Source organism: Lactobacillus sp. WILCCON 0149 (genome assembly GCF_057197965.1).
The window spans coordinates 622,242-643,528 of sequence record NZ_JBUBHO010000001.1 but is presented as its reverse complement, the minus strand read 5'-3'; the positions used below and the strand labels follow the sequence as shown (position 1 = coordinate 643,528).

General features: G+C 47.6%; 23 protein-coding genes. 5 read left to right on the top strand and 18 right to left on the bottom strand.

All coding sequences use genetic code 11. The features are described from left to right. Positions 1–67: 67 nt before the first annotated feature. Positions 68–1,267 carry an MFS transporter gene (locus ACYVUV_RS03140; protein WP_439775727.1) on the bottom strand — a complete coding sequence of 400 codons (1,200 nt, stop codon included), beginning with the start codon at positions 1,265–1,267 and terminating at the stop codon, positions 68–70. Between the two features lie 16 nt (positions 1,268–1,283). Then, positions 1,284–2,768, bottom strand: coding sequence for an FAD-dependent oxidoreductase (locus ACYVUV_RS03135; RefSeq protein WP_439775726.1), 1,485 nt, complete (start codon positions 2,766–2,768; stop codon positions 1,284–1,286). Positions 2,769–2,905: 137 nt separating this feature from the next. Here ACYVUV_RS03135 and ACYVUV_RS03130 point away from each other — a divergent pair, with 137 nt between their 5' ends. Beyond that, a complete protein-coding gene (locus tag ACYVUV_RS03130; RefSeq protein ID WP_439775725.1) occupies positions 2,906–3,805 on the top strand; it encodes a helix-turn-helix domain-containing protein in 900 nt (299 codons plus the stop codon). A 51-nt stretch (positions 3,806–3,856) separates the two neighbouring features. Here the strand turns inward: ACYVUV_RS03130 and ACYVUV_RS03125 are convergent, their stop codons facing one another. The 11 genes from ACYVUV_RS03125 to ACYVUV_RS03075 form a co-directional block, all read right to left on the bottom strand. Then, entirely contained in the window at positions 3,857–4,681 is an 825-nt protein-coding gene (locus ACYVUV_RS03125) for an undecaprenyl-diphosphate phosphatase (protein ID WP_439775724.1), read from the bottom strand. Between the two features lie 20 nt (positions 4,682–4,701). Beyond that, entirely contained in the window at positions 4,702–6,492 is a 1,791-nt protein-coding gene (locus ACYVUV_RS03120; RefSeq protein ID WP_484498983.1) for a hypothetical protein, read from the bottom strand. A gap of 4 nt (positions 6,493–6,496) precedes the next feature. Next, on the bottom strand, positions 6,497–7,114 hold the full coding sequence (locus ACYVUV_RS03115; RefSeq protein WP_439775125.1) for a VTT domain-containing protein: 618 nt from the start codon (positions 7,112–7,114) through the stop codon (positions 6,497–6,499). A gap of 178 nt (positions 7,115–7,292) precedes the next feature. Then, on the bottom strand, positions 7,293–8,615 hold the full coding sequence (locus ACYVUV_RS03110; protein ID WP_439775126.1) for a HAMP domain-containing sensor histidine kinase: 1,323 nt from the start codon (positions 8,613–8,615) through the stop codon (positions 7,293–7,295). Positions 8,616–8,619: 4 nt separating this feature from the next. After that, the gene (locus ACYVUV_RS03105; protein WP_439775127.1) at positions 8,620–9,294 is read right to left on the bottom strand and encodes a response regulator transcription factor; all 675 of its coding nucleotides are present in this window, start codon (positions 9,292–9,294) and stop codon (positions 8,620–8,622) included. Positions 9,295–9,341: 47 nt separating this feature from the next. Beyond that, positions 9,342–10,661: a UDP-N-acetylmuramate--L-alanine ligase gene (gene murC / locus ACYVUV_RS03100; RefSeq protein ID WP_439775128.1), complete on the bottom strand. Its 1,320-nt coding sequence runs from the start codon at positions 10,659–10,661 to the stop codon at positions 9,342–9,344. 119 nt (positions 10,662–10,780) lie between these two features. Continuing rightward, on the bottom strand, positions 10,781–11,428 hold the full coding sequence (gene ytpR / locus ACYVUV_RS03095; protein WP_439775129.1) for a YtpR family tRNA-binding protein: 648 nt from the start codon (positions 11,426–11,428) through the stop codon (positions 10,781–10,783). A gap of 22 nt (positions 11,429–11,450) precedes the next feature. Then, positions 11,451–11,771: a thioredoxin family protein gene (locus ACYVUV_RS03090; RefSeq protein ID WP_439775130.1), complete on the bottom strand. Its 321-nt coding sequence runs from the start codon at positions 11,769–11,771 to the stop codon at positions 11,451–11,453. A gap of 78 nt (positions 11,772–11,849) precedes the next feature. Further along, positions 11,850–12,506, bottom strand: coding sequence for a tRNA (guanosine(46)-N7)-methyltransferase TrmB (gene trmB, locus ACYVUV_RS03085; protein WP_439775131.1), 657 nt, complete (start codon positions 12,504–12,506; stop codon positions 11,850–11,852). 81 nt (positions 12,507–12,587) lie between these two features. Next, positions 12,588–13,811, bottom strand: a complete 1,224-nt coding sequence (locus ACYVUV_RS03080) for an ABC transporter permease (RefSeq protein ID WP_439775132.1) — start codon at positions 13,809–13,811, stop codon at positions 12,588–12,590. Beyond that, positions 13,804–14,544, bottom strand: a complete 741-nt coding sequence (locus ACYVUV_RS03075; RefSeq protein WP_439775133.1) for an ABC transporter ATP-binding protein — start codon at positions 14,542–14,544, stop codon at positions 13,804–13,806. The genes ACYVUV_RS03080 and ACYVUV_RS03075 overlap by 8 nt, the downstream gene beginning before the upstream one ends. A gap of 103 nt (positions 14,545–14,647) precedes the next feature. Here ACYVUV_RS03075 and ACYVUV_RS03070 point away from each other — a divergent pair, with 103 nt between their 5' ends. Both ACYVUV_RS03070 and ACYVUV_RS03065 read left to right on the top strand, forming a co-directional pair. Further along, positions 14,648–15,085, top strand: coding sequence for an HIT family protein (locus ACYVUV_RS03070; RefSeq protein WP_300616976.1), 438 nt, complete (start codon positions 14,648–14,650; stop codon positions 15,083–15,085). Between the two features lie 16 nt (positions 15,086–15,101). Beyond that, positions 15,102–15,452: a YtxH domain-containing protein gene (locus tag ACYVUV_RS03065; RefSeq protein WP_439775134.1), complete on the top strand. Its 351-nt coding sequence runs from the start codon at positions 15,102–15,104 to the stop codon at positions 15,450–15,452. A 537-nt stretch (positions 15,453–15,989) separates the two neighbouring features. Here ACYVUV_RS03065 and ACYVUV_RS03060 read toward each other — a convergent pair. Then, positions 15,990–16,370 (bottom strand): ImmA/IrrE family metallo-endopeptidase, encoded by a 381-nt coding sequence (locus tag ACYVUV_RS03060; RefSeq protein WP_484498982.1) that lies wholly within the window; start codon positions 16,368–16,370, stop codon positions 15,990–15,992. A 133-nt stretch (positions 16,371–16,503) separates the two neighbouring features. Here ACYVUV_RS03060 and ACYVUV_RS03055 point away from each other — a divergent pair, with 133 nt between their 5' ends. Continuing rightward, positions 16,504–17,382, top strand: a complete 879-nt coding sequence (locus ACYVUV_RS03055; protein WP_484499368.1) for an IS982 family transposase — start codon at positions 16,504–16,506, stop codon at positions 17,380–17,382. Positions 17,383–17,501: 119 nt separating this feature from the next. Here ACYVUV_RS03055 and ACYVUV_RS03050 read toward each other — a convergent pair whose 3' ends face one another. The 4 genes from ACYVUV_RS03050 to ACYVUV_RS03035 are packed head-to-tail and all read right to left on the bottom strand — an operon-like array spanning position 17,502 to position 19,251. Continuing rightward, the gene (locus ACYVUV_RS03050) at positions 17,502–17,864 is read right to left on the bottom strand and encodes a helix-turn-helix domain-containing protein (protein WP_484498981.1); all 363 of its coding nucleotides are present in this window, start codon (positions 17,862–17,864) and stop codon (positions 17,502–17,504) included. Positions 17,865–17,877: 13 nt separating this feature from the next. Beyond that, positions 17,878–18,267, bottom strand: coding sequence for a hypothetical protein (locus tag ACYVUV_RS03045; RefSeq protein ID WP_484498980.1), 390 nt, complete (start codon positions 18,265–18,267; stop codon positions 17,878–17,880). Further along, a complete protein-coding gene (locus tag ACYVUV_RS03040) occupies positions 18,260–18,673 on the bottom strand; it encodes a hypothetical protein (protein ID WP_484498979.1) in 414 nt (137 codons plus the stop codon). Before ACYVUV_RS03040 ends, ACYVUV_RS03045 begins: the two co-directional genes overlap by 8 nt. After that, positions 18,673–19,251: a DUF4417 domain-containing protein gene (locus ACYVUV_RS03035; protein ID WP_484498978.1), complete on the bottom strand. Its 579-nt coding sequence runs from the start codon at positions 19,249–19,251 to the stop codon at positions 18,673–18,675. Before ACYVUV_RS03035 ends, ACYVUV_RS03040 begins: the two co-directional genes overlap by 1 nt. A 716-nt stretch (positions 19,252–19,967) precedes the next feature. Between ACYVUV_RS03035 and ACYVUV_RS03030 the strand changes: the two genes are divergently transcribed. After that, positions 19,968–21,191 carry an IS110 family RNA-guided transposase gene (locus ACYVUV_RS03030; protein WP_484498977.1) on the top strand — a complete coding sequence of 408 codons (1,224 nt, stop codon included), beginning with the start codon at positions 19,968–19,970 and terminating at the stop codon, positions 21,189–21,191. Positions 21,192–21,287 lie beyond the last annotated feature (96 nt).

Sequence of the window (21,287 nt, the reverse complement as noted above, 5' to 3'; positions counted from 1 at the left end):
TCCCACGGAAGATCCCTTATTTCTCGGTCTAAATCCAAATTTTTTCTTGCTTTTTTCTAAAAAGCCGCTACATCCCTGCAAAAGCCAGCAGCTTCTTCTGGAATTTGCTGCCTAAAGCAACTGCTGCTAAAAGCAAAGCCAAAATTCCACTCACTACAAATGCGTTAACGTGGAATACCGCCGTCAAACTATTGACTACAAAAGGACTGACCACCCCGCCGATGGAGTTGATCGCCTGGTATACCCCGAGCGCCATCGATGTGCTGACCGGGTCAACCACGATTGAAATCAAGTAGGCAAACTGCCCCATGGCAATACTCATCGCTGCTCCGACAACAAAACTCCCGGCAAAAATCCCAAATAAATTGTGGCAGAGGCCAATCAAAATATATGACAGACCGTACAGGAAGAAGGCTAAAGCAATGGTCGAATGCGGGAACTTCTTCCCAATCTTACCGACAATAAAGCCGCACAGCATCCCCCCGATCAAGGAAATAGTTGACGTAAGTGCCGCCTGCGCGGTTGACCCCAGCTTCTCCTCAGCCACAAACAAAGAAATATTGTTGTTCAAAACATTGTTCAAGAGCATGGTGCAAAAAGCCCACCTGGCGCAGCCAAAAACATACTTGTTCAGCTTGATCTTGCCGGTCTTTGCTCCTGCCTGCCCGTCATCAACCGGAAGCGGGTTCAAAGGAACCAAGGCCAGGACGGTAATCAATACCAGTACCGCGAACAAATAGATCCAGTAGTTGGCCACCCAGCCGCTCTTGCTGGCCAGGGAACCGCCACCCATGATAAAGATGATCCCCCCTAAATTGGTGAAAGTCGTAGTCAAGCCCATCGTGCTCTGCCGCTCAGCTGCCGGCAGCATGCTGGCAATCAAGACTTGTGACAAATTGGTGCAGGCCCCTTGACCCAAACCTACCAAACAAGAGCAAACCAGCAAGAAGGCGAAGCTGCCGTGATAAAACAGAGGCAAAAGCCCACCCACGCAGCAGAGAATGATCATCACTATGGTCAAATTCTTCAATTTGATCTTGCCAGCCGTCAACTTCCCCATCAAAAGGCCGGCCAGCATCATGAACAAGTTTGGCAGTGACGTCAGCATCTGCACCGCCGTAGCGCTCAAGGCAAAAGACTTGGCAATCGCGTTGTAAGAAGGCGTAATCGCCAAAGCGGCCATCCCCATGGCACTGACCGCCAGAACCCCGATTCTGGTCTTGGACACATAAGCTTGATCAGCTTTTGCCGTAACTGTTTCAGTCATCATCATCACCGCCTGTCTATTTCTTTAAGTCTTCTGCCGCGGCTAAACCTGCCAGGCGGCCGGAAGTCCAGGCAAAGCCAGAAGCCAGCCCTTCATAAGCCGGATAGCTCTGCCCTTCATAGTAGCCGCCCGCGTTGGCGCCGCCGGCATACAGACCCTTGATTGGCTTAAAGTCGGCATCCAGGACCCGCAGGTGGTCATCAACTCTGACCCCGCCAACTGTCCCCAGGTAGGCTGCCTGGGCCTTAAAGGCATAAAATGGCCCTTCTTCAACGCTGTAGACCAGGCTTTCCTTGCTCTTGGCAAAGGCCTTGTCATCTTGGTCCTTGACTGCCTGATTGTAGTCAGCTACAGCCTTGGCTAAATTATCTTCGTCAAAACCAGCCTTTTCTGCCAAGTCGCTGAGGCTTTCGCCCTTAAAGGCCGTTTCGTTGGCTACAGCTTCTTCTGCCAGTTCAATGAAGTCGCCTGGCTTGTCGGTTGCCCCAGGGCCTGCCTTAGACACAGTCAGCTTGGTTCCCTTGGTGTATTCCTTCAAGGTCTTGGTGTCAACGATGATGTAGTACATCCCGCCTACGTTGTAAGCCGCGTTGGCCCACAATACCGTATCGTAAACCGTGTTTTCATCGGTAAAGCGGAGGCCATTTGGATCAACCCACATCAAAGGAGTAAGAAGCAGCCGGGTCAAAGGATTGTCAGAAAAGCCCGCCAGGTGCTTCTTAGAAGTATTCTGGGTTACCTTGGACTTGGCCAGTTGAGAAGCGTGGATCAGAGCATGAGAGTCAATGTTGACGGCACCTGCCTTTTCCAGAGCCGTCATCCCTTCGCCCATGTTTGGCACGCCCAGGCCCCGCATCCGGTCGGTGTGCATGAGCTTGGCTACCCGCTGCTTGTCGCCGCCAAAGCCGCCAGTGGCCACAACGACTGCCTTAGCATGAACGATTACTTCTTCACCATTTTCGTCAACTGCCGTCAAGCCGCAGATTTCCCCTGCTTCATTTTTCAGCAAGTCCTGCATGGTCGTCCCAAAGAGAAATTCCACGCCTTTTTCTTCAACTGACTTCTGTACTCTGGCCCAGGATTCAGGCTTGTTTTGGTACATGTGGTAAGAACCGCCGGCATATGGATTGTCCAGGTGGGCAAACTGGGTGGTCTGGCTGGTCGGGTTCAGCTTGATCTCCATGCCAAGGCTCTCAATTTCTTCCAGAGTCGGCTTGGCGTTTTCCACGATCCGCCGGGTCAGTGGCCCGTTGTTCAAGTAGTGGTTGTACTCGTTTAATTGCCGGATGGCTTCTTCCGTTGACAGCTTCAAACCAGCTTCCCGTTGCTCCTTGGTGTCAATGGCGAAAAAGCCGCTGGAGATCTTGGTGTTGCCGCCTGCCTGGGCCTGCTTTTCAACAACCATTGTCTTAAGGCCCTGGCTTGCACCCGCGTCAGCTGCCGCCATCCCGGTACCGCCACAACCTGCTACGACCAAATCAACCGTGTATTCTTTGCTCATGCTTTTTTCCTGCCTTTCAAAATATTGCTTTTCTTCTTGATTTCTTTTTCATCATACTTGGAAAGGTGTTACAATTTAAGCGCTTAAGTTATCCTAAAATTTGTGCTTAAATATCTTTATTGTGAAAGGACTTAGCTATGCTGAACGTAAAGCGCCTGGCTGGCGAACAAGACTTGACCACGACTACTTCCCCCTATGCTAGAAAAAGCAGCCATACATTTCATATTGACCTCCTGGAATGCTTGACTGATGCCGTATTGTCAGCCGATAAGCGCCTCTTCTCTTTAAAAAAATTCGACATCATCGTCGCCACTGGTTTTAAAGAAGTCCACTTGTCCCCTTTAGCTGAAAATAGCAGGGCTGGTACTTTTGCCTCTTTCCGCCTCCTCCAGATAGATTTGGCCTACCCGGACCCTCTTAACCAGTACTTAGTTGCCGATAACGCCTTGATCCATGACTTAATGAATGACAAGTCCGGCAAATATGCCTATATCGTCTTTCAAAATCTGACTGACGGGATGACCACTGGCTATATCAATTTGCTTGAGCTTCTGGCAAAAAGAGACAAGGACGAATATGACGACTTCCAAGTCCAGCGCCTGGCTGGCCTGCTTCTGACCGAACTGCTCCACCAGCACCGGCAGAAGATCTCCAAGAGCAGGTCAAATTTTCCAAGAAAAAATGTGCGCCACGCTAACCGTGACGCACAATCTGGCGCTATTATGACTTACCTGACCCAGCAGAATGGCCAGGTCTCTTTAAAAGAAGCGGCCCAGTACTTCGGCTACCAGGCGAATTACTTTTCCCGCCTCTGCCGCAAGCTCTTTGCTATGGACTTCGTCCACCTGCGCCGCAATATCCGGATCAACCTGGCTGAAGATCAGCTCCGCTTAACCAACAAGAAGCTGGAAGAAATCGCTTCTGAACTCGGCTACCAGGACTTGTCCAGCTTTTCCAAGGCCTTTGCCGAATCCACTGGCATCACCCCAGGCAAATACCGAAAAAAATACACACTTAATCAAATATACAACAGCTAACACTTAATACATAATACTAAAACACTTGATATACACGATAGGCTTAATACACTACATAAAGAAGCCGCAAAGAATGACGACCAGACCTAAAATGATCCGGTACCAGCCAAAAGGCTTGAAGTCGTGGGTCTGCACGTACTTCAGCAAAAACTTGATTGCCAAATAGGCAACGACGAAGGATACGATCATCCCCGTCAAAAGGATGGCCAGCTGGCTGCCGGCAAGGGCACCCCCGGCTTTAAAGAACTTGACCAGCTTCAACAAGGATGCCCCAAACATGGTTGGAATGGCCAAAAAGAAGGAAAATTCAGTTGCCACGTAGCGGCTGGCGCCCAGCAGCATGGCCCCTAAAATAGTGGCCCCTGATCTTGAGGTGCCGGGAATCAGTGACAAAACCTGAAAGCAGCCGATCAAGAAGGCAAAGTGCCAGCTCAAGTCACTCAGCTTCGTTACCGTTGGCTGCCGCTTGGCATAAAAGTTTTCTAAAATGATGAAAAGTATCCCGTAAATGATCAGGGTGGCGGAAATTACCTGCCAGCTGGTCATGTTTTTGTCCAGCCAGTCATTCAGCGGCAGGCCAATAACCACCGCCGGCAAAACCGCCAGAATCACTTTAAACCAGAGCAGCCAGGTCGCCCGCTTTTCCGGGCCGGACTTACTTCTGGCAAAAGGATTCAATTTGTTGAAATAAAGGACCACCACGCTCATGATGGCGCCCAGTTGGATGACCACCATGAACATGTTGACAAAGCTGGTCGGTTGGCCCAGCTTGATAACATAATCTGCCAAATACAGGTGGCCGGTTGAAGAGATGGGCAAAAATTCGCTCAACCCTTCGATAATACCTAAAATTACCGCTTTAAAAATATCTAGCATTTATTCACTACTCTTTCCTTCTAAATTTCCAATTCCTTGTTGACCAGGCCCTGCAGCCTTTTGCCCAGCCAATTGCCTAGCAGATAAAAGGCTGCCAGCAAGTCAGCCAGAAGCGACAGGCATAAGCTGGCCTGCAGCCAAAATGGTATTTCTAGGGCCAGGCTGGCCGTGTTCTTTCCCTTCCAACTCATAATAGTCGCCAGGCCCCCGGCTCCTGGCTTCACCTTGACCTGCTGGCCGTTTACGGTCAGCTTCGACTGCCGGTACAGAACCAGGGGCAGGCGGATTTCTCCGTCTTTACTACTGGTCCAGTTGAGCTGAACCGTCTGCCCGGCAGTCTTTTTCGTAAAGAAATGCTGGCCAAGAACTGCTTGTCTGTAAGCCGCTTCAACCTGCTTAAAGTCCCCCCCGCCAGCCGGCAAATAATCCGGCACAGTCTTGCGGGCTTTTTGTAAAAACAGACCTGGGTCCATTTTTTTAGCAGCTTGCCCGGCCAGAAGCCGGTCATCCTTGTCATTGTCACTGCCCATACTGGTCGTCTTGGACCGGGCAACGCCAGGCATGTAGCCTCTGACCGCGTTGGTATAGATCTGATTTCTTAAATAACGCAAGTCAAAGAATAAGAGCAGGGATAAGGCTACGGCAAGGACGGCTCCCAGCTGCAAGTCCAAATGCCGGTCTTCCAGCTGCTTGATCGTCAAGACCGCCCCCAAAAGCAGGAAGGCATAGGCCAAACTGGCCAGGCGGGCCGGGAACTGCAAGTAGCTGGCCAAAAATGGCAGGGCCTGGCCGATTTTATCCCAAGGAGCCAAAGCTGAGCTCAAATACAAAAGCCCAGCCCCGGACAGGGTGAAGATCCGGTTCAAGCGGCCGGTAAATGTCCGGTCGAAGGCTAGAAGCAGGCAGGCCAAAATCTGCAAGGCAAAGAAGATAAACATGAGCTGGCTGAGCTGGTCTCTGGTGCTTGAATTAAGGACCAGGCCGGTCAGCTTGCTCGTTGTCTTCTGCGACAAACGCAAGGCATTGCCTGTCAGCGACATTTTTCCTGGAGCAAGCAGCTGGTTGGTCAAGCCGAAATAGACCAAGGGCAGCCAGTAGTTCATGGTCAAAAGAAGGCAGATTCCTGCCGCCTTGATCAGCTTGATCCAGGCCAGCTTGCCCTCTTTCGCCAGTCTGTAGACAGCTGCTGGCAGCAGGGCAGACGAAAAAAGCAAAGCCGTCAGCATATGGCTCTCTAAACTGATAAAGAGCAGGATCACCAGCCGCTTGACCGGGAATTCTTGCTTTAAATCCAATAGGTCAATGATGGCAATCATGAGCCAGGGCGCTAATAGCGCCGTTATGGCGGAAAAATTGCTCCCCATCTCCCAGCGGGCCAGCCAGCCCACAGTCAGGTAGACGGCCCCGCTCCACAGGGCGGCCAGGCGGTTGCCCCCTACCCGCCGGCCTGCCCGGTACATGCCCAGGCAGGCAAAGAAGTAGACCAAAAAGCTGGTCAAGAGCTGGAATCTGTACCAGCTGCCTGCCGCTAGCAAGATCAAGCCCAGCAGGTAGGCGAAGAGGGGGCCGTAAAAGGCGTTGACAATCCGGCCACTTTGGTGAAAGCCGTAGACAGACATGAACCAGGAATAGTTGCCCGTTTTTATCTGCTGGCTAGCCTCATAAATCCGGTTGAAGTGAAAGATGCTGTCAGAGCCGATGATCAGCTGGCCCGCCCTGACTTGGGCGCTAACCAGGTAAGCTGCCAAAGCAGCAACGATTAAGACGATAGCCAGCTCCTTCAGCCATTTTTCCATTTGCTTGTTGATCATTGCTTTATTTTTTTCTGCTTTGACTTGCCAGCTGCTTTTTGGCAAAAGTCCAGACAACTGGCAGGAAAGAAATTACGATAATGGCCAGCATGATGATGGAGAAGTGCTGACGGACAAAGCTGACGCTGCCCAGCCAGTAGCCGGCTAAGGTCATGCAGAGTACCCAGCAAAAGCCCCCGATGATGTTGAACATGAGAAAGACTTCCCGCTTCATCTGGCTGATCCCGGCAGTAAAAGGAATCAAAGTCCGGATGATCGGCACGAATCTCCCAATAGTCACGGCGCTAGGGCCGTACTTAGCGAAGAAGTCGTGGCTTTCCTGCAGGTGCTTTTCCTTCACGAAGCGCTTGAAGAAGTCTGATTTCAGCCAGCTTTGCCCAAAAAGGCGGCCGCTGGAGAAGTTGACCCAGTCACCAGCAATTACGGCGGCGATGAACAGAGCAAGGGCCGGAAGCGGGTTGGCAAACTGGCTGGCCAGGAAGGCACCCGACAAGAAAAGCAGGGAGTCACCTGGCAGGAAAGGCATGATTACCAGACCGGTTTCGATAAACAGCAGGCCGGCAACGATGAAGTAGCTCCACATCCCAGTCTGGGCGAGCATGTTGTTGATTAAAGCAGTCATATTTTTTACCTCCATTTGTTTAGCATGCTTTAATCTTAGACAAATCCCTTCCTGCCTTATACAGACTTTTCATGAAGCAATTCTGACGTTTTTTCAGAAAAGAAATAAAAAGGCCTAACGGCGCCATTTCTGGCAGGCCGTCAGGCTTTTTTACCCCCCCGAAAAAATCGGGATTTTTTTATTTCTTGATCGTCAAACTGAAGATGCTCCCATGCGGCTGGTTGTCGGCCAAGGCCAAAGTCCCGCCCAGCAAGGCGGCCATCTTCCGGGCAATAGCCAAGCCCAGGCCCGTTCCTTGGATCTGCCCCCGGACCTCGTCACTTCTGTAGAAGTAGTCAAAGACGTGCTCCTTGTCCTTGGCGCTGATCCCCGGCCCTTGGTCGGCCACGCTGATCGTCACCCTGCCCTCTTTTTCTTCAGCATTAACCAGAACCAGGCTGGAAGCTGGCGAATACTTGCCGGCATTGGTCAACAGGTTCAAGACAATTTCAAGCAGGCAGTCCCGGTCACTGGTCAAAACAAGCTCATCCGGGCAGTCCAGCTGGACCGGCTGGGCCAACTGCGCGCTTTTTAAAGCAGACTGCAGGGTTTCTTTTAAGTTGAAGGTCTTTTTCTCCAGCTGCCGGTGGTCAGTCCGGGCCAAAATCAAGAGTTCATCGACCATCTTCTGCATATGTTTGGATTCGTCATCAATAAAGGCCACGGCTTCTGGGATCACCTCCGGGTGCTCGCCTCCCCGCCTTTTGATCAGCTGGGCGTTGCTGCGGATGGCCGCGATCGGGGTCCGCAATTCATGGGCCGCGTTGTTGACGAAGTTCTTTTCCTGCTCATTTTGGTCATAAAGCTGGTCCAAGAGCTCATTGAAGCTGACGGCCAGCTCAGTGATTTCCGTTGGCTTATCTGGCACTGGCAACTGCCCCCGGCCAGAATCAGCCGCCCGCTTGGCAGCCAGGTTCAAGACCAGCAAGGGCTGGGTAAGTTTGTCAGACAAAAAGACCGCGAACAAGACGCTGATGGCCAAAACAATGACCCAGACAAGCAGGATCGCTAAAAGGACATTCTTCACCACCTGCTTTTGCTGGTGCAAATCCACCCAGACCTGGTAGTAAATTCCCCGGGCGTGACCAGAAGCATAGGCGTAGAGAGCATCCCCCTTATAATAGATCCCGCTAAAAACCGGCAGGGGCTGAAGAGTCTTAGTCAGCGGCTTGGCATTGGCTGAATAGTAATTTTTCCGCTTGGCATCAGACCGGCGGTTTTCCACGTGCACATAAGTCTGGCTGCTGCTCAAGCCATTGTTGACCTGCCAGTTTCTCCAGTCCTGGTCGTCGTCGATCACCGCCCCCTTCAAGCGGCGAACGATGGTCCTGGTATTGGCGCTGCTGTTAGCCAGTTCCTGCTGAACCACAGCCAGCATGGTCAAGAGGCCAAAAAGAAAGGTCAAGATGGTCGTCAAAGCCAGAAGGTTTCTGAGCAGGATGGCTGAATTACTGTTTTTCATATGATCACTTCAACATATAACCCACGCCCCGGACGGTGTGGAGGAGTTTTTCTGAAAAATTCTGGTCAATCTTCTTCCTAAGCAGGCGGACATAGACATCGACCGTGTTGGGCTGGCCTGCAAAGTCTGCCCCCCAGACCGCGTCCAAGAGCTCGTCTCTGGTTAAAACCTGGCCAGCTTGCCGCATGAACTCGCTTAGCAAAAGAAATTCCCGCTGGGTCAGCTGGATGATCTGCCCCTCTCTGATGACTTCCCGGCTCTTCAAGTTGAGGGTGAGGCCCTTTAAAGAATATTCTTCCTGGCCGCCCGACTGGCTCCGGCGCAAGACTGCCTCCATCCGGGCCAGGAGCTCTTCAATGTCAAATGGCTTAGTCACGTAGTCATCTGCCCCGCTCTTTAAACCAGACACCTTGTCGCCGGCGTAGTCCCGGGCCGTCAGCATGATCACCGGGACCTCGCTGATCCGGCGGATCCGGCGCAAGACGCCCAGGCCATCCAATTTCGGCAGCATCCAGTCCAAAATGACCAGGTTGATCTCAGCCTGGAATTTTTCAAACTCCGCGACTGCCTGCTCCCCGTCCCCGGCCAAGAGGACTTGGTAGCCTTCAAACTGGAATTCTTTTTGCAAGCTCTGGGCCAGACCCGGCTCATCTTCTACCAGCAAAATCGTTTCAGTCATCGCTGTCTCCTTCAAAAAAGCAGCCCCCTAAAGGACTGCTTGCTCAATTACTTTTCCAGCATTTCTTCAAATGCTACTTCGTATTTAGGAATGTCGCCGGCACCCATGAAGACGATGCAGTCGCCCTTGTAGGCCAAAAGATCCTTCAAGTTGTCAAAGTCGATGACTTCAGCACCTGGAATCTGGCTGGTGATGTCTTCACTCTTGATGTCGCCAGCCTTTTCTCTGGCTGATCCATAGATTGGCGTCAAGAAGGCCTTGTCGACCCCCTTCAGAATTTCCACGTATTCTTCTTCGAATTCCTTGGTTCTGGAGTAAGTGTGCGGCTGGAAGATGGTAACCAGCTTCCGGTCCGGGAACTTCTGCCGGGCAGCTTGAATCGTAGCCCGCAGTTCAGTTGGGTGGTGGGCGTAGTCATCGATAACCACCGTGTCACCGAAGTCCTTTTCGCTGAAGCGGCGCTTGGCCCCGGTGTACTTGACCAGGCCCTTTCTGACTACATCAAGGTCGATGCCTTCAGTAAAAGCAATAGCGATAACGGCAGTAGCGTTCATCACATTGTGATCGCCGAAAAGGTGGATGGTGAATTCGCCCAAGTCTTTCCCGTGAGCCCGGACATGGAACTTGGCCCCTTCAGTGGTCTTGACCACGTCAAAGGCCTGGAAGTCGTCACTGTCCTTCAAGCCGTAAGTGTACTTCTTGGCCGTCTTTGGCTGGATCTTCTGCAGGCGTTCGTCATCGCCCCAGACAAAAAGCCCCTTCTTGGTCTGGTCAGCCGCCGTCTGGAAGGCTGAGGCATAGTCATCTCTGTCCTTGAAGTAGTCCGGGTGGTCAAAGTCGACATTGGTCATGATCTGGTAGTCTGGGTGATATGCCAAAAAGTGCCGCCGGTATTCGTCAGCTTCGTAGACGAAGAAGCGGGAGTCCTTGACCCCCTTGCCCATCCCGTCACCGATCAAAAAGGAAGTCGGAGCGGCTTCACCCAAAACCGTTGCCAAAAGGCCGGTGGTTGAAGTCTTGCCGTGTGAGCCAGCTACGCCGATGCTGGTGTACTGCTGAACGATTTCTTCAACCGTGTCCGGGTAGCTTTGCCACTTAACGCCCTTTTCCTCGCAGGCGGCAACTTCGATGTTGTCGCTCTTGAAGGCGTTGCCCTTGACGATCACCTGGCCGCTTTCCTTGATGTTGTCCTTAGAGAAAGAAGCAACTTCAATCCCAGCGGCTTCCAGCGGATCCTGGGTGAAGGTGTACTTGTCGATGTCGCTGCCGGCAACCTTGTAGCCCAGGTCGTGCAAAATCAAGGCCAAGGAAGCCATCCCGGTCCCCTTGATCCCAATAAACCAAATTTGTTTAGTCTTGTCTAACATTTTTTCGCTCCATTTGTTTCAAACGTTCGACCCTTATTTTATCATTATTAGGCTAAGAAAAAAGAGCTCCGGGCCATAATCAGCCCAAAGCTCTTTGTTTTTTTGTCGTTTTTTAACAATTACAGGGTGATGACGCCGCTGGCCAGCAGTTCGTCACACTTGGTCGGTTCGAATTCGTCACCGATCTTGAAGCTGTCTGGGACAACCATGATCCCCCGCCTTTGCGGAGCGTGGGCCAAGCCCAGTTCTCTGGCTGAGCAGATCATCCCGTCTGATTCAACCCCGCGCAAGGCGCCTGGCCAAATCTGGGCCCCAGTTGGCATCAAAGTGCCTGGCAAGGCCACCACAACCTTTTGCCCTTGAGCGATGTTTGGCGCACCGCAGACGATTTGGTGGTCTTGACCGTCGCCAACATCGATCTGAGTTACGTGCAAGTGGTCAGAATCCGGGTGAGCAGCGCATTCCTTAACGTAGCCGTAAACCAGAGTTGGCTTTGAAACAGTCAGCTTGTCGGAAAAGCCAACGCTGGCCAGCTTTTCGTTTAAAGCAGCCACTTGGTCTTCATCCAGCTTGACTTCGCCGTTTGGCAGCTTGTCGTAGTCCAGTACCTGGTCAACGTTAAAGAAGTTGAAGCCGGTCAATTCGCCCTTGCCGTCCGTAACCCGGGTCACGTCGGCCTTTTCTTCGAAATTGCTTTCGCCATCGCCTTGCGCCAAGATGACGATCAAAGTGTTGGGATAGCTTACTTTGTTAATACTAGTGATCATTTGATCTCAAGTCCCCTCTTATCTAGTCAAGCGACCGCAAAAATGCTTCTACTTCCTGCTTGGTCTTGCGGTCTCCATTAACTAGTCTACCAATTTCTTGGCCATCTTGGTAGACAACAAATGAAGGAATTCCCATAATGTTCATTTCCTTGCACAAGTCGATAGAACCATCGCGGTCAATCTTGATGAACTTGCTGTCGGCGAAGTCAGCTTCGATTGACGGCATGGCCGGGTCCAAAAAGCGGCAGTCCGGACACCAGCCGGCGGAGAATTCGACAACGGTCCGCCCGCTCTTGACTAAGTCAGCCAGCTTTGCTTGGTCAACTACTTTATATTCTTCCATGTTTTCCTCCTGCTTACTTTTAATAAGAGAATCGTTTACTAGCTATTTTACCCGATTTTCCCGGAAAAGGGAAATTTTCTACTTGGCCAGAAAGCCCGCGTGCAGGCAGTAGATCGGCTGCCCCTTGCTGGCAAACTTGTGCTCGTATTCAGTTTCCACGTTCTTTTCCACGATTTCTTCTTTTTCGTGGTGGAGGTCAACTGACACGAAGTCAAAGTGCATCCCGTAATTGTTCATGCTCTTGACGCTGTAGGCAAAAAGGCCGGAGTTGTCGGTCTTGAATTCAATCACCCCGTCACTTGTCAAGACTGCCTGGTACTTGGCCAAAAAGTCCTTGTAGGTCAAGCGGCGCTTTTCATGCCGGCTCTTTGGCCAGGGATCGCTGAAGTTGAGGTAGATCTTGCTGGTGGAATTTTCCCCGAAGTAGGCCACCAGGTTGGCCGCGTCGGCGCAGAGGATCTGCAGGTTGTCTAAACCTTCATCCAGCTTCTTTTTCAAGATGATGCCGGCTGCCGTCTTCTGGATTTCCATGGCCACGAAGTTGCGGTCAGGGTGCTGCTTGGCCAAAGTGGTAATAAACTGCCCCTTGCCTGAGCCGACTTCGATTTCGATTGGCTTATCGCTCCCAAAGCGGGCTGCCCAGTCGATCTTTTCCGCTGGATCCGGCCGGTCCAAGGCGCTTTCCGGGTGCTCTTCTACCAGTTCATTTGCCCAAGGCTTGTTCTTTAAACGCATGTCTTTCTCTCTGTTCTTTCTAATCTTTTGTTTTATCTATTTCTTATTTTACCGTTTGCTTTAACTTTTTTCTCTTCTGCCCTATTTTCTCCGCTTCTTGTTCTTATAGCGAGATTTTTTCGCCAGCTGCTGGGTCTTGTACGGCAGGTAGATTTTTGCCAAAAGGCCGCACCAGACTAAAAGCAAAAGGCTCCAGGCAAATTGGCCCGGCATAATGGCCAGCCAGAAAATTATAATCAGCCCCGTCTGCAATAGCAAGGCCCAGGCTAAGACCCGGCTGAGTTCCTGCCCCCGGTCTTTCTGGGCAATCGGGTAGACCCGGTACATGATGTTCTGGTCATATTTTTGCCCTAAAGGCAAAAGCTGCCAGACGGTCAGGTACATGACCAGGGAGGACAGAAGCAGTGACCAGACCGGATCCTGGATCATGACTGTCAATAAAAGGGCAAAGGCCGTCATCCGGGCTAAAAGGTTCAAGTATTCCGGGTCCCGCAAAAGACTCCGCCGGTACAAGAAGCTGTTTGGGCTTTCCTTGCCAAAAGGCGGCAGTAAAAAGTCCAGGTACTTGCGCCGCTTGATGTTGACCTGTCTTTCCTTGACGTCGGTAAACATGGCGAAGCCGGCGTAAACCGCCTCTTTCCGTCTTGCTTCATAGTCAATGGCGTACTGCCAGTCAAAGGCGGAATTTTTCCAGGCCCGCAAGGCCAAGACGGAAATAATAGCAGCAGCAAAAAGCAGGTACAGGGCATTTGGCAGGAAATACAAATTCGCCAAAAGCAAGGCTAAAAGGACTAGCCTAATCAGCCAAGATACCTGCTTGACCTTATGGTCAAAAGTCAGGCTGCGGCTGACTGCCCCCTGCTCAAAGGCCTTGGTGAAAAAGAGGGCCAAGATCAAGCTAAAGTAATTCAGATTGCTGAGACCCATTTTTAAACTGGCGAAGGGATACATGATCCCGCCAGCTAGTGCCAAAAGCAGGGCCGGCAGGACTAAGCTGTAACGGCGCATGGGAGCCAGATATTCGCCCAGCCGGTCGTCAGTAGCCAGCAAAAATTGCCGGTCAGCGGCCTCTAAAAGGGTCACCAGTTTGCCCGGCAAGTAGGCCAACCAAAGCAAGGCGGATAATACCAGGGGATAGTACCAGGCCTTGACCGGCAGGACCTTCATCACCTGGGCATACCAGAACATGACTGCTCCAAAGATGAAGATCAGAGCCAGGACAAAGAAATCATTGAAAACCAGGGCCAAATACTTGGCTGACTGCTGGAAGTTACTTTGCAGCCTCTTTTTAGCTAACTCACGCATTTTTCTGCTCCTGGTACAAGAGCTGGTAGAGCTTGTCAAAGGAGTCGCTGGCCTTTAAGCCATAGTGGTTCCTGATCTCATCCAGGCTGCCGGTGAACTCGATCGTGCCCTGGTTTAAGATCGCGTAGGTCTTGATGGCCTGCTGGGCATCGGCTAACACGTGGGTGGTCATCAGAATTTCCTTGCCAGCTTCTTGTGCTTCTTTAATGAGGCCGATGAAGTTGGCTACGGCCAAGGGGTCAAGGCCGGTAAATGGCTCATCGATCACTAAAAGCTGGGCGTCAGTCAAAAAGGCGGCCACGATCATGACTTTTTGCTGCATCCCTTTTGAAAAGTGGACCGGCAGCCAGTCCAATTTATCTTCCAGGCGGAACATGGTCAAGAGTTCTTTAGCTTTATCCCAGGCCTTGCCCGGATCCAGCTGGTAGGCCAGGATGGTCAGTTCCAGGTGCTCTTTCAAGGTCAGTTCCGGGTAGATGACTGGCGTTTCTGGGATGTAGGCCACCAGCTTTTTGAATTCAGCTGGCTTTTCAGCCAAGTTGATCCCATTTAAAGTGATTTTGCCGGCTTGCGGCCGCAGAAGCCCCAGCAGGTGCTTGATGGTGGTAGACTTGCCGGCCCCGTTCAAGCCAATTAGGCCGATCGCTTCACCAGAAGCGATGGTCAAATTGACGTCTTTGATTACCGGGATGCCGCTGTAGCCCCCGGTCAAATGCGATATTTCTAGAGTCATATTTTCCCTATCTTTCTTCATGTTTTTATCTGCCTCTTATGATAGCATGGAGACATAGAGAAACTGAAAAAATAACTCATTAAAATTGATCAGAGGTAACACAATGACTAAGGCTGAATTAATTGACGACTGTTTATTCTGTAAGATCATCCGCGGCGAAATTCCCAGCTACACCGTTTTTGAAAATGACGACGTAAAGGCCTTTTTGGACATTTCCCAGGTCAACGAAGGCCACGTATTGATGGTGCCAAAGAAGCACTTGACCAACTTCTTTGACTACAGCGCTGAAGACGCCAGCCGCTTTTTGCAATACGTGCCGGAAATCGCCAAGGCCATCAAGGCCTCTGATCCGCGGATCCAGGCCATGAACATCACCAGCAACAACGGTGAAATTGCCGGGCAAGTGGTCATGCACTCACATATCCACTTCATCCCCCGCTGGGAAGGCGACGGCATCAAGTTCTTCACCAGAAACAATGCCGACCAGTACGACGAAAAGAAGTACCAGGAAGTCTGCGACCGGATCAAGGCCCAGTTTTAACTGAGGGGGTAGAAAAATGCGGAATTTCAAGCACTTTGGCCTGGGCTTCTTGCTCGGGGCAGCAGCAGGGACAGTCTTTGCCTTTTTGCCAGATGAAAACGGCAAGAGCACCAGAGACTATCTCAAAGAAGACGCGGAAGACTTCAAGGAAGGCCACAAGGAGCTGCAAGACGGCCTCTCCCGGGCCCAGGAAGCCAGCAGCCGCTTAGCCAGTGAACTGCCAGCAGCTGAGCAGATGGTCAGCGACCTCAATACCGACGTCGACCGCTTCAAGCAGGAAGCTGACGAGGAAATCGCCCGCCTGCAGGCCAAGATTGACAAACTAAGCAGCGAGCTCAACCAGGACCTGAACGAGAGCGAAAATTAATCAGAACATGATAAAAAAGTGTTGAATGATTACTCTTACCATGAAGTAATTACTCAACACTTTTTTCTTTATGTGCATCTTAATGCAGTGTAATGTCATGATGATATCTTAATAATATTGGCAAGGATACTACGCATGCGTCTCTATCTCAGCAGTTATAGTTCTGATTGCGCATGTTTTAAATGTCAGTATGACATTACACTAGTGTATTGTCATGAAGAAATCTTAATAATGATGATACGGATACTAGGCTTGCGTCTCTATATCAGCAGCTATAGTTCTGATTGCACATGTTTTAAATGCCAGTATGACACTACACTAGTTCCCAAAGATTTTTCAACTCAATACTTAAAAAGTCTATCATTACAATCTTTTCCGAGGTTTAAGCCCCTTATTTTTTGAGTTGTGACTTAAACTCAAAGAAATTCCTTAAAAGACTGATATATCAATCAATAGAACACTTTGAGTAGTATTTCTTAGGAAATTTCTACTTAAATTTCGAACCCGTGCCTGTTTCATATCATCATCTAGGAGTAATCAAATATGTGTCTTTTGATATTTAGCTGCCTTTTCTGAAACTTTGCATTGATCTACTATCTCCATTACATCCATAGACTTAATTTGTTCATAAGGCATCAGCAGCTCCCCTGCAAAACATTCTGCCTGCCATTCTGGATTTTTATATAAGGGAATATCATCGTCTGTCCGACAATAAAGAGTTAAAGTGCTTGGTTGATGCAATAATAAATGTAAAATTTCATGTGCAATTGTCATTCGATCCCTTCCTACATTTTGCACTGCACCTTCATAGACTGAAGCTTTAATAAAAATTTTATTTTGTATCACATCTGTCTGTGCCTGCACTCCATTCTCCAGCTCATCATCTTCTACTATCTCAAACGAGTAACGAGAATCCAAACTATCTAGGTGCTCTAATATTTTTGTTATATCAATACGCGTGGTGCTAGTTGAAATATAGTTTCAATTTCTTAACAAAAAAGGTCCAACATTGTAGACTCTAGTTGGAAAAAAGAAAGGAGTCCTTACAATGTTGAACCAACTACAGATTAAACGTTATAGTCACCGTTTGCAAGTGGAATTTCGAACTTTGTCGAAAATCTGCAAGAAACTTTATTACAAGTACGCTCCATCTCGGTTAACTCACCGTCGCAATGCCAGTCTGGTAAAGGTTCCAGACTACGAAATTATTGCATTACTTGTCTGGCAAGCTGAGGAAGGTATATCTTCTCAGCGCAGATTTGCTCGCTGTTGGGGACTTTGTGGGCTCTCCAGATCTCGTTTCAATCGCAGAGCTAGAGCGCTTCTTGGCATCACTGTTCAGATCGTCAACGAACTAAACTCAAGAGTCGATCTGTCTGATCAGTACATGATCATTGACAGTCTACCCATGCCTTTGTGTCAGCCAATCAGAAACCGCAGAGCTAAAGTGTTTGAAGGAATTGCCAACATTGGCTATAACTCAACCAAACAGTTTTACTATTACGGCTTTAAAGGCCACTTTGCCGTAGCTCAAGACGGTTATGTTCTTGGCTATGTAATCACACAAGCATCAATACACGATGCAAAAGAAGCAGAAGAGCTGATTCTCACTACCCATCCCGAAGGGCACTTTATTTTAGGCGATGAAGGCTATATAGGCAAGCAGCTGCACGATACTCTCAAGATAAACGGCTATATACTGTGGACACCTTACCGGAAAAATATGAAAGGTGCTAAGCAGCATAACAAAAGAGAGCTAATGGCAATTCGCCGAACGATCGAGAGTGTGTTCTCTGTACTAAAGTACTACGGAATTGAAAATATTCTTGCAAGAAGTACAGACGGTTTCCAACAAACCGTCGAGATAATCGTACTAACTTACAATATCAGCTACATCCTACAGAGATATGGACTCAACTTCTTCAACTAGCACCACGCGTTATATCAATATATAGTTCATCGGACATATCCATCTCTTTTCGAACAAGATCAGCTAGTTTTCGTAAAGCGAGTCTTGATTCTGGCTGTGCTTCAAATAATGTTCTATAGCTAATGATGATCAGCATCCCCCTTTAAAATTTGTTGAATTTTTTCTATTTGTTCATCTGTCAAATCATCAAATTTTCTTGCAAACATCAAGGTCGCCCTCTGCTTTTGAGGCGAAAAATTAGAAATATCTATACTTTCTTGACTTATACTCAAAGCTTCTTCCAATTCCGCCTGTTGTTTTGTATTCAGATTGTACTCGGTTATAAGATTACGTATCAACGTTGATGACGGCTTTTTACGACCATTTTCAATACCAGATAAAAAAGCTGAACTTACACCTACTCGATTTGCCATGTCATACAGGCGTTCATCACGATCAACTCGTAATCTCCTTAAAAATTTACCTAATGCTGTTGCTGCCACAATATTTTCCTCTCTAAACATACCCACCATGGATAGTTTCGTTTACTTGTAATATATCATACCGCTCAACATCAACCTTTATTTTTGATCCTATTTCGTCATCACTAATTGCTTGGTTATCCGGTTCTAAATAAAACACGTTATTTTTTGAATCTAATAAACGTCTAAAGACTACTTCTCCAATCTTTTGGTTCTCACCTACAATAAATTCATTGCCTGTTTTGCATATATCACCTAAAATACCTATCTTGAAGTTATATGATTGACCAACTTTTATAAAATCAAAATCATTGTTTCCGAGTAAATCAGAATCATCAAAAACTGTAATTTCAGTACCATCGGTCGATGCAAGAACTATATTTCTAGTAAATTCATACTGATCAATTTCCTTAACTTTATACATATCTTCCTCCAGTAATTCTGAAAAAAGTAACAATATAGCCATTGCTACCATAGGCTAATAAATATTTCTTCCCATTCTTTTTATATACATACACATCACTGAGCTCTTTTCCATTATTCTTTTCAAAATGCTTATAAGGTCTTTGGCGAGTCAGTTCCTTTATTAGGCTGGGGACACTGATATCTCTAAAATTATTCTTATGATTCCTCATGATATGTATTAAGCCCGATCTTTCATTTCCTTTTTCCAACCAAATCAATTTTCCGTTATAATTCTTTGTTACTAAAATCACATCCTCTTTTGTGAACTTGACATTACTTTTCTCTAACTCTTCCATTAAGTCCTCAGGTTTTAGTCTTTCACTAGCACCTTCTGTATATGTATAACCAATGTACCCAGACCCCATTACATACTTCCTTTCCCAAACATATTCACTCTCCAATTATCATATTGAAAAAACGAAACACTTTTTTTATACGGTGCAAAAATTTCATCTGGCATTGGACCATATATAAGTACTTCTTTAGGCTCCGTATGAATTAAGGCAGACTCTAATCCCCTTTCAAATAGTAGTCTCTTCTCTTTATCACGTATTTGGCCATACGTTCCTATAGCACAAATTTGGTGTTTAGGAATACCAGAGAACGCAAATTCAAACGATCTTTCATCTCCCCAACGTAAATTAGGAATTACTTCAATTCCTTGTGATTGCAGTTCAACAGCAACTCGATTTTTATTAAAAACTGCCATTTTCTGTAAAATCAATGGTGCATCAGCAAATATACTAAAATCTGGCTGAATAATTGATCCTGCTTTTTTAAAGTCAAAAATGAGATCATCTATCTTCTGATCACTGAGACTACTTTCAAATTTATTATCCCATTCATAAAAGCAAATTGCGTCATTCAATGAAGCATTCTTTCGGTCCGAGAATCTAATTATTTGAAAAGGTCTTAACAAATTGTCATTCTGCTTCCACAACATTGGAAATTCATCTATCCCTGTAAAGTATGAATTATATAGATTTAGTATAAAATCACCTCCTCGATTACTCAATTGAAAAAATAGTGATTAACGTCATTTTTCTGCAGCCCCCTATTTACCATTCCATTAACATTATTAACCTTATTGGTTAAGATGTCAAGCGGGTTTACTTCGAATTTTTTGTCAAATACTTATAGTTTACTTCTTCTATAAAGGTATCAATATCATCGTTCTTAAAGGAGTTATTAAAATTCCAGTTTCTCAAGATTTTACAACTCAATGCTTAGAGTGCTTATTACCACAGTCGTTTTCGGTGTATACATTATTTGTTGAGTTCTAACTCAAACTCAAAGAAATTCCTCAATAGGTTGGTATATCAAGCGATATAGCCCTTTGAGCAGTATTTCTTGGGAAATTAGCATAAAAACAGATTTTTAAGACTATATTTTCAGAACAAAAAACATACTAATCTAGTGTTGGATGATTACTCGACGGAGTAGTCGTTCAACACTTTTTCTTTTACTATGTAAAGTGGAGATGAAGCCAATGCCGTGAGCGCTTTGGACACTCGATGTCGTATAAAAAACTGGCAGCTTCACCATTCAATTGTGAATCTCGTCTAAGTATGTTGACTGTTAAAGTCCTGTTGAGAAAATTAGATCTGATTGAATTGGGTGAAGGCGGCTCATCTCCAAGTAAAGCGGAGGTTTATTCTTATGGATTTATTGAAAACTGTTTTCGGTATTGATGTTAGCAGTCGGAAGTCTAACGTATGCATTATGGTCAATGGCCAAAAAGTTAATGAATATGCCATCTCCAACGATATGGTAGGCTTCAATCAGCTGCTGGGTGACCTTAAGCAGGTTACTAACCCACAGATTATCTTTGAAGCAACTGGCGTCTATTCAAGAAGACTCCAGGCGTTTTTGGACATGCACGAATTGCGCTATGTCATGATGAACCCGCTAGAAGCTAAAAGAAAGACAAAGGATGACCTGCACCAGAACAAGACCGATAAGCTTGATGCCTTATACCTTGCCAAGTTGCAGTCTGAGCACCCGCAGCGGCTGGCCTACGTTCAAAGCGAAGAATATCAAGAATTGATGGCCAATAACCGCATCTATGAGCAGGCTTCGCACGATCTGATAACCAACAAGAATAGACTGCACAAAGCCATTCAGCTCACTTTCCCAGAGATTGAGCACTTAATGGCTAATCCGAGAGGGAAAAACTACTGGAGTATTGTTTTCAGATTCCCACATCCAGATATCGTACTAGAAACAAAAGAAGCCGATATCATCGACTTCTTAAAAGGCTTATCTGGTATTGGTAAAAAGCGCGCTAACGACATAGAGCAAAGTCTTATTCGGTTGGCTAAAGTCGCATGTCCAGCTGTCAAAAAGAACAGTGCCCATATTCGTGGCCTCAAAATGGCTATTAACAATATTCTGAGCGCTGAAGAAGAGTGCCAGACTGCTTTACAGGAGATGGCTAAACTGGCTCCTAAGCGGGATCTAGAGATCCTCACAAGCATTCCAGGCATTGGCGAAAACACTGCTCTAAGAATCATAAGTGAGCTTGGAGATATCAGACGTTTTAACAATCCTAGCCAATTAAATGCCTTCGTTGGTGTTGATCCTCAAGTTTATGAATCTGGCAAGCTCACGGCCCACCTGTCAATTTCAAAGCGTGGGACAGCTATTGGCAGAAAGGTACTGTACTTGGCCATAAACCAAATTCAGTCGGCTAAGAAAGCAGGAAATCCTTGCCATATTGCGGATTATTACGAGAAACGAAAACGGTCTTCTGAGACTGCAAGTCACAAGAAGGCCGCTATCGCATCGATCCATAAATTATTACGGACGATCTTCGCTTTAATTAAGAATGATCAATTGTATAGCTATGACGTAGCCAAACATAACCAAAGACTTTTGTCATAAAAATTGATCCAATAGATATTATAACAGCCTCTTTTTCGAAATTACAGAAGGTGGCTGTATTTACCATGCCCTAAATCAGATATTTGACTTGATTCT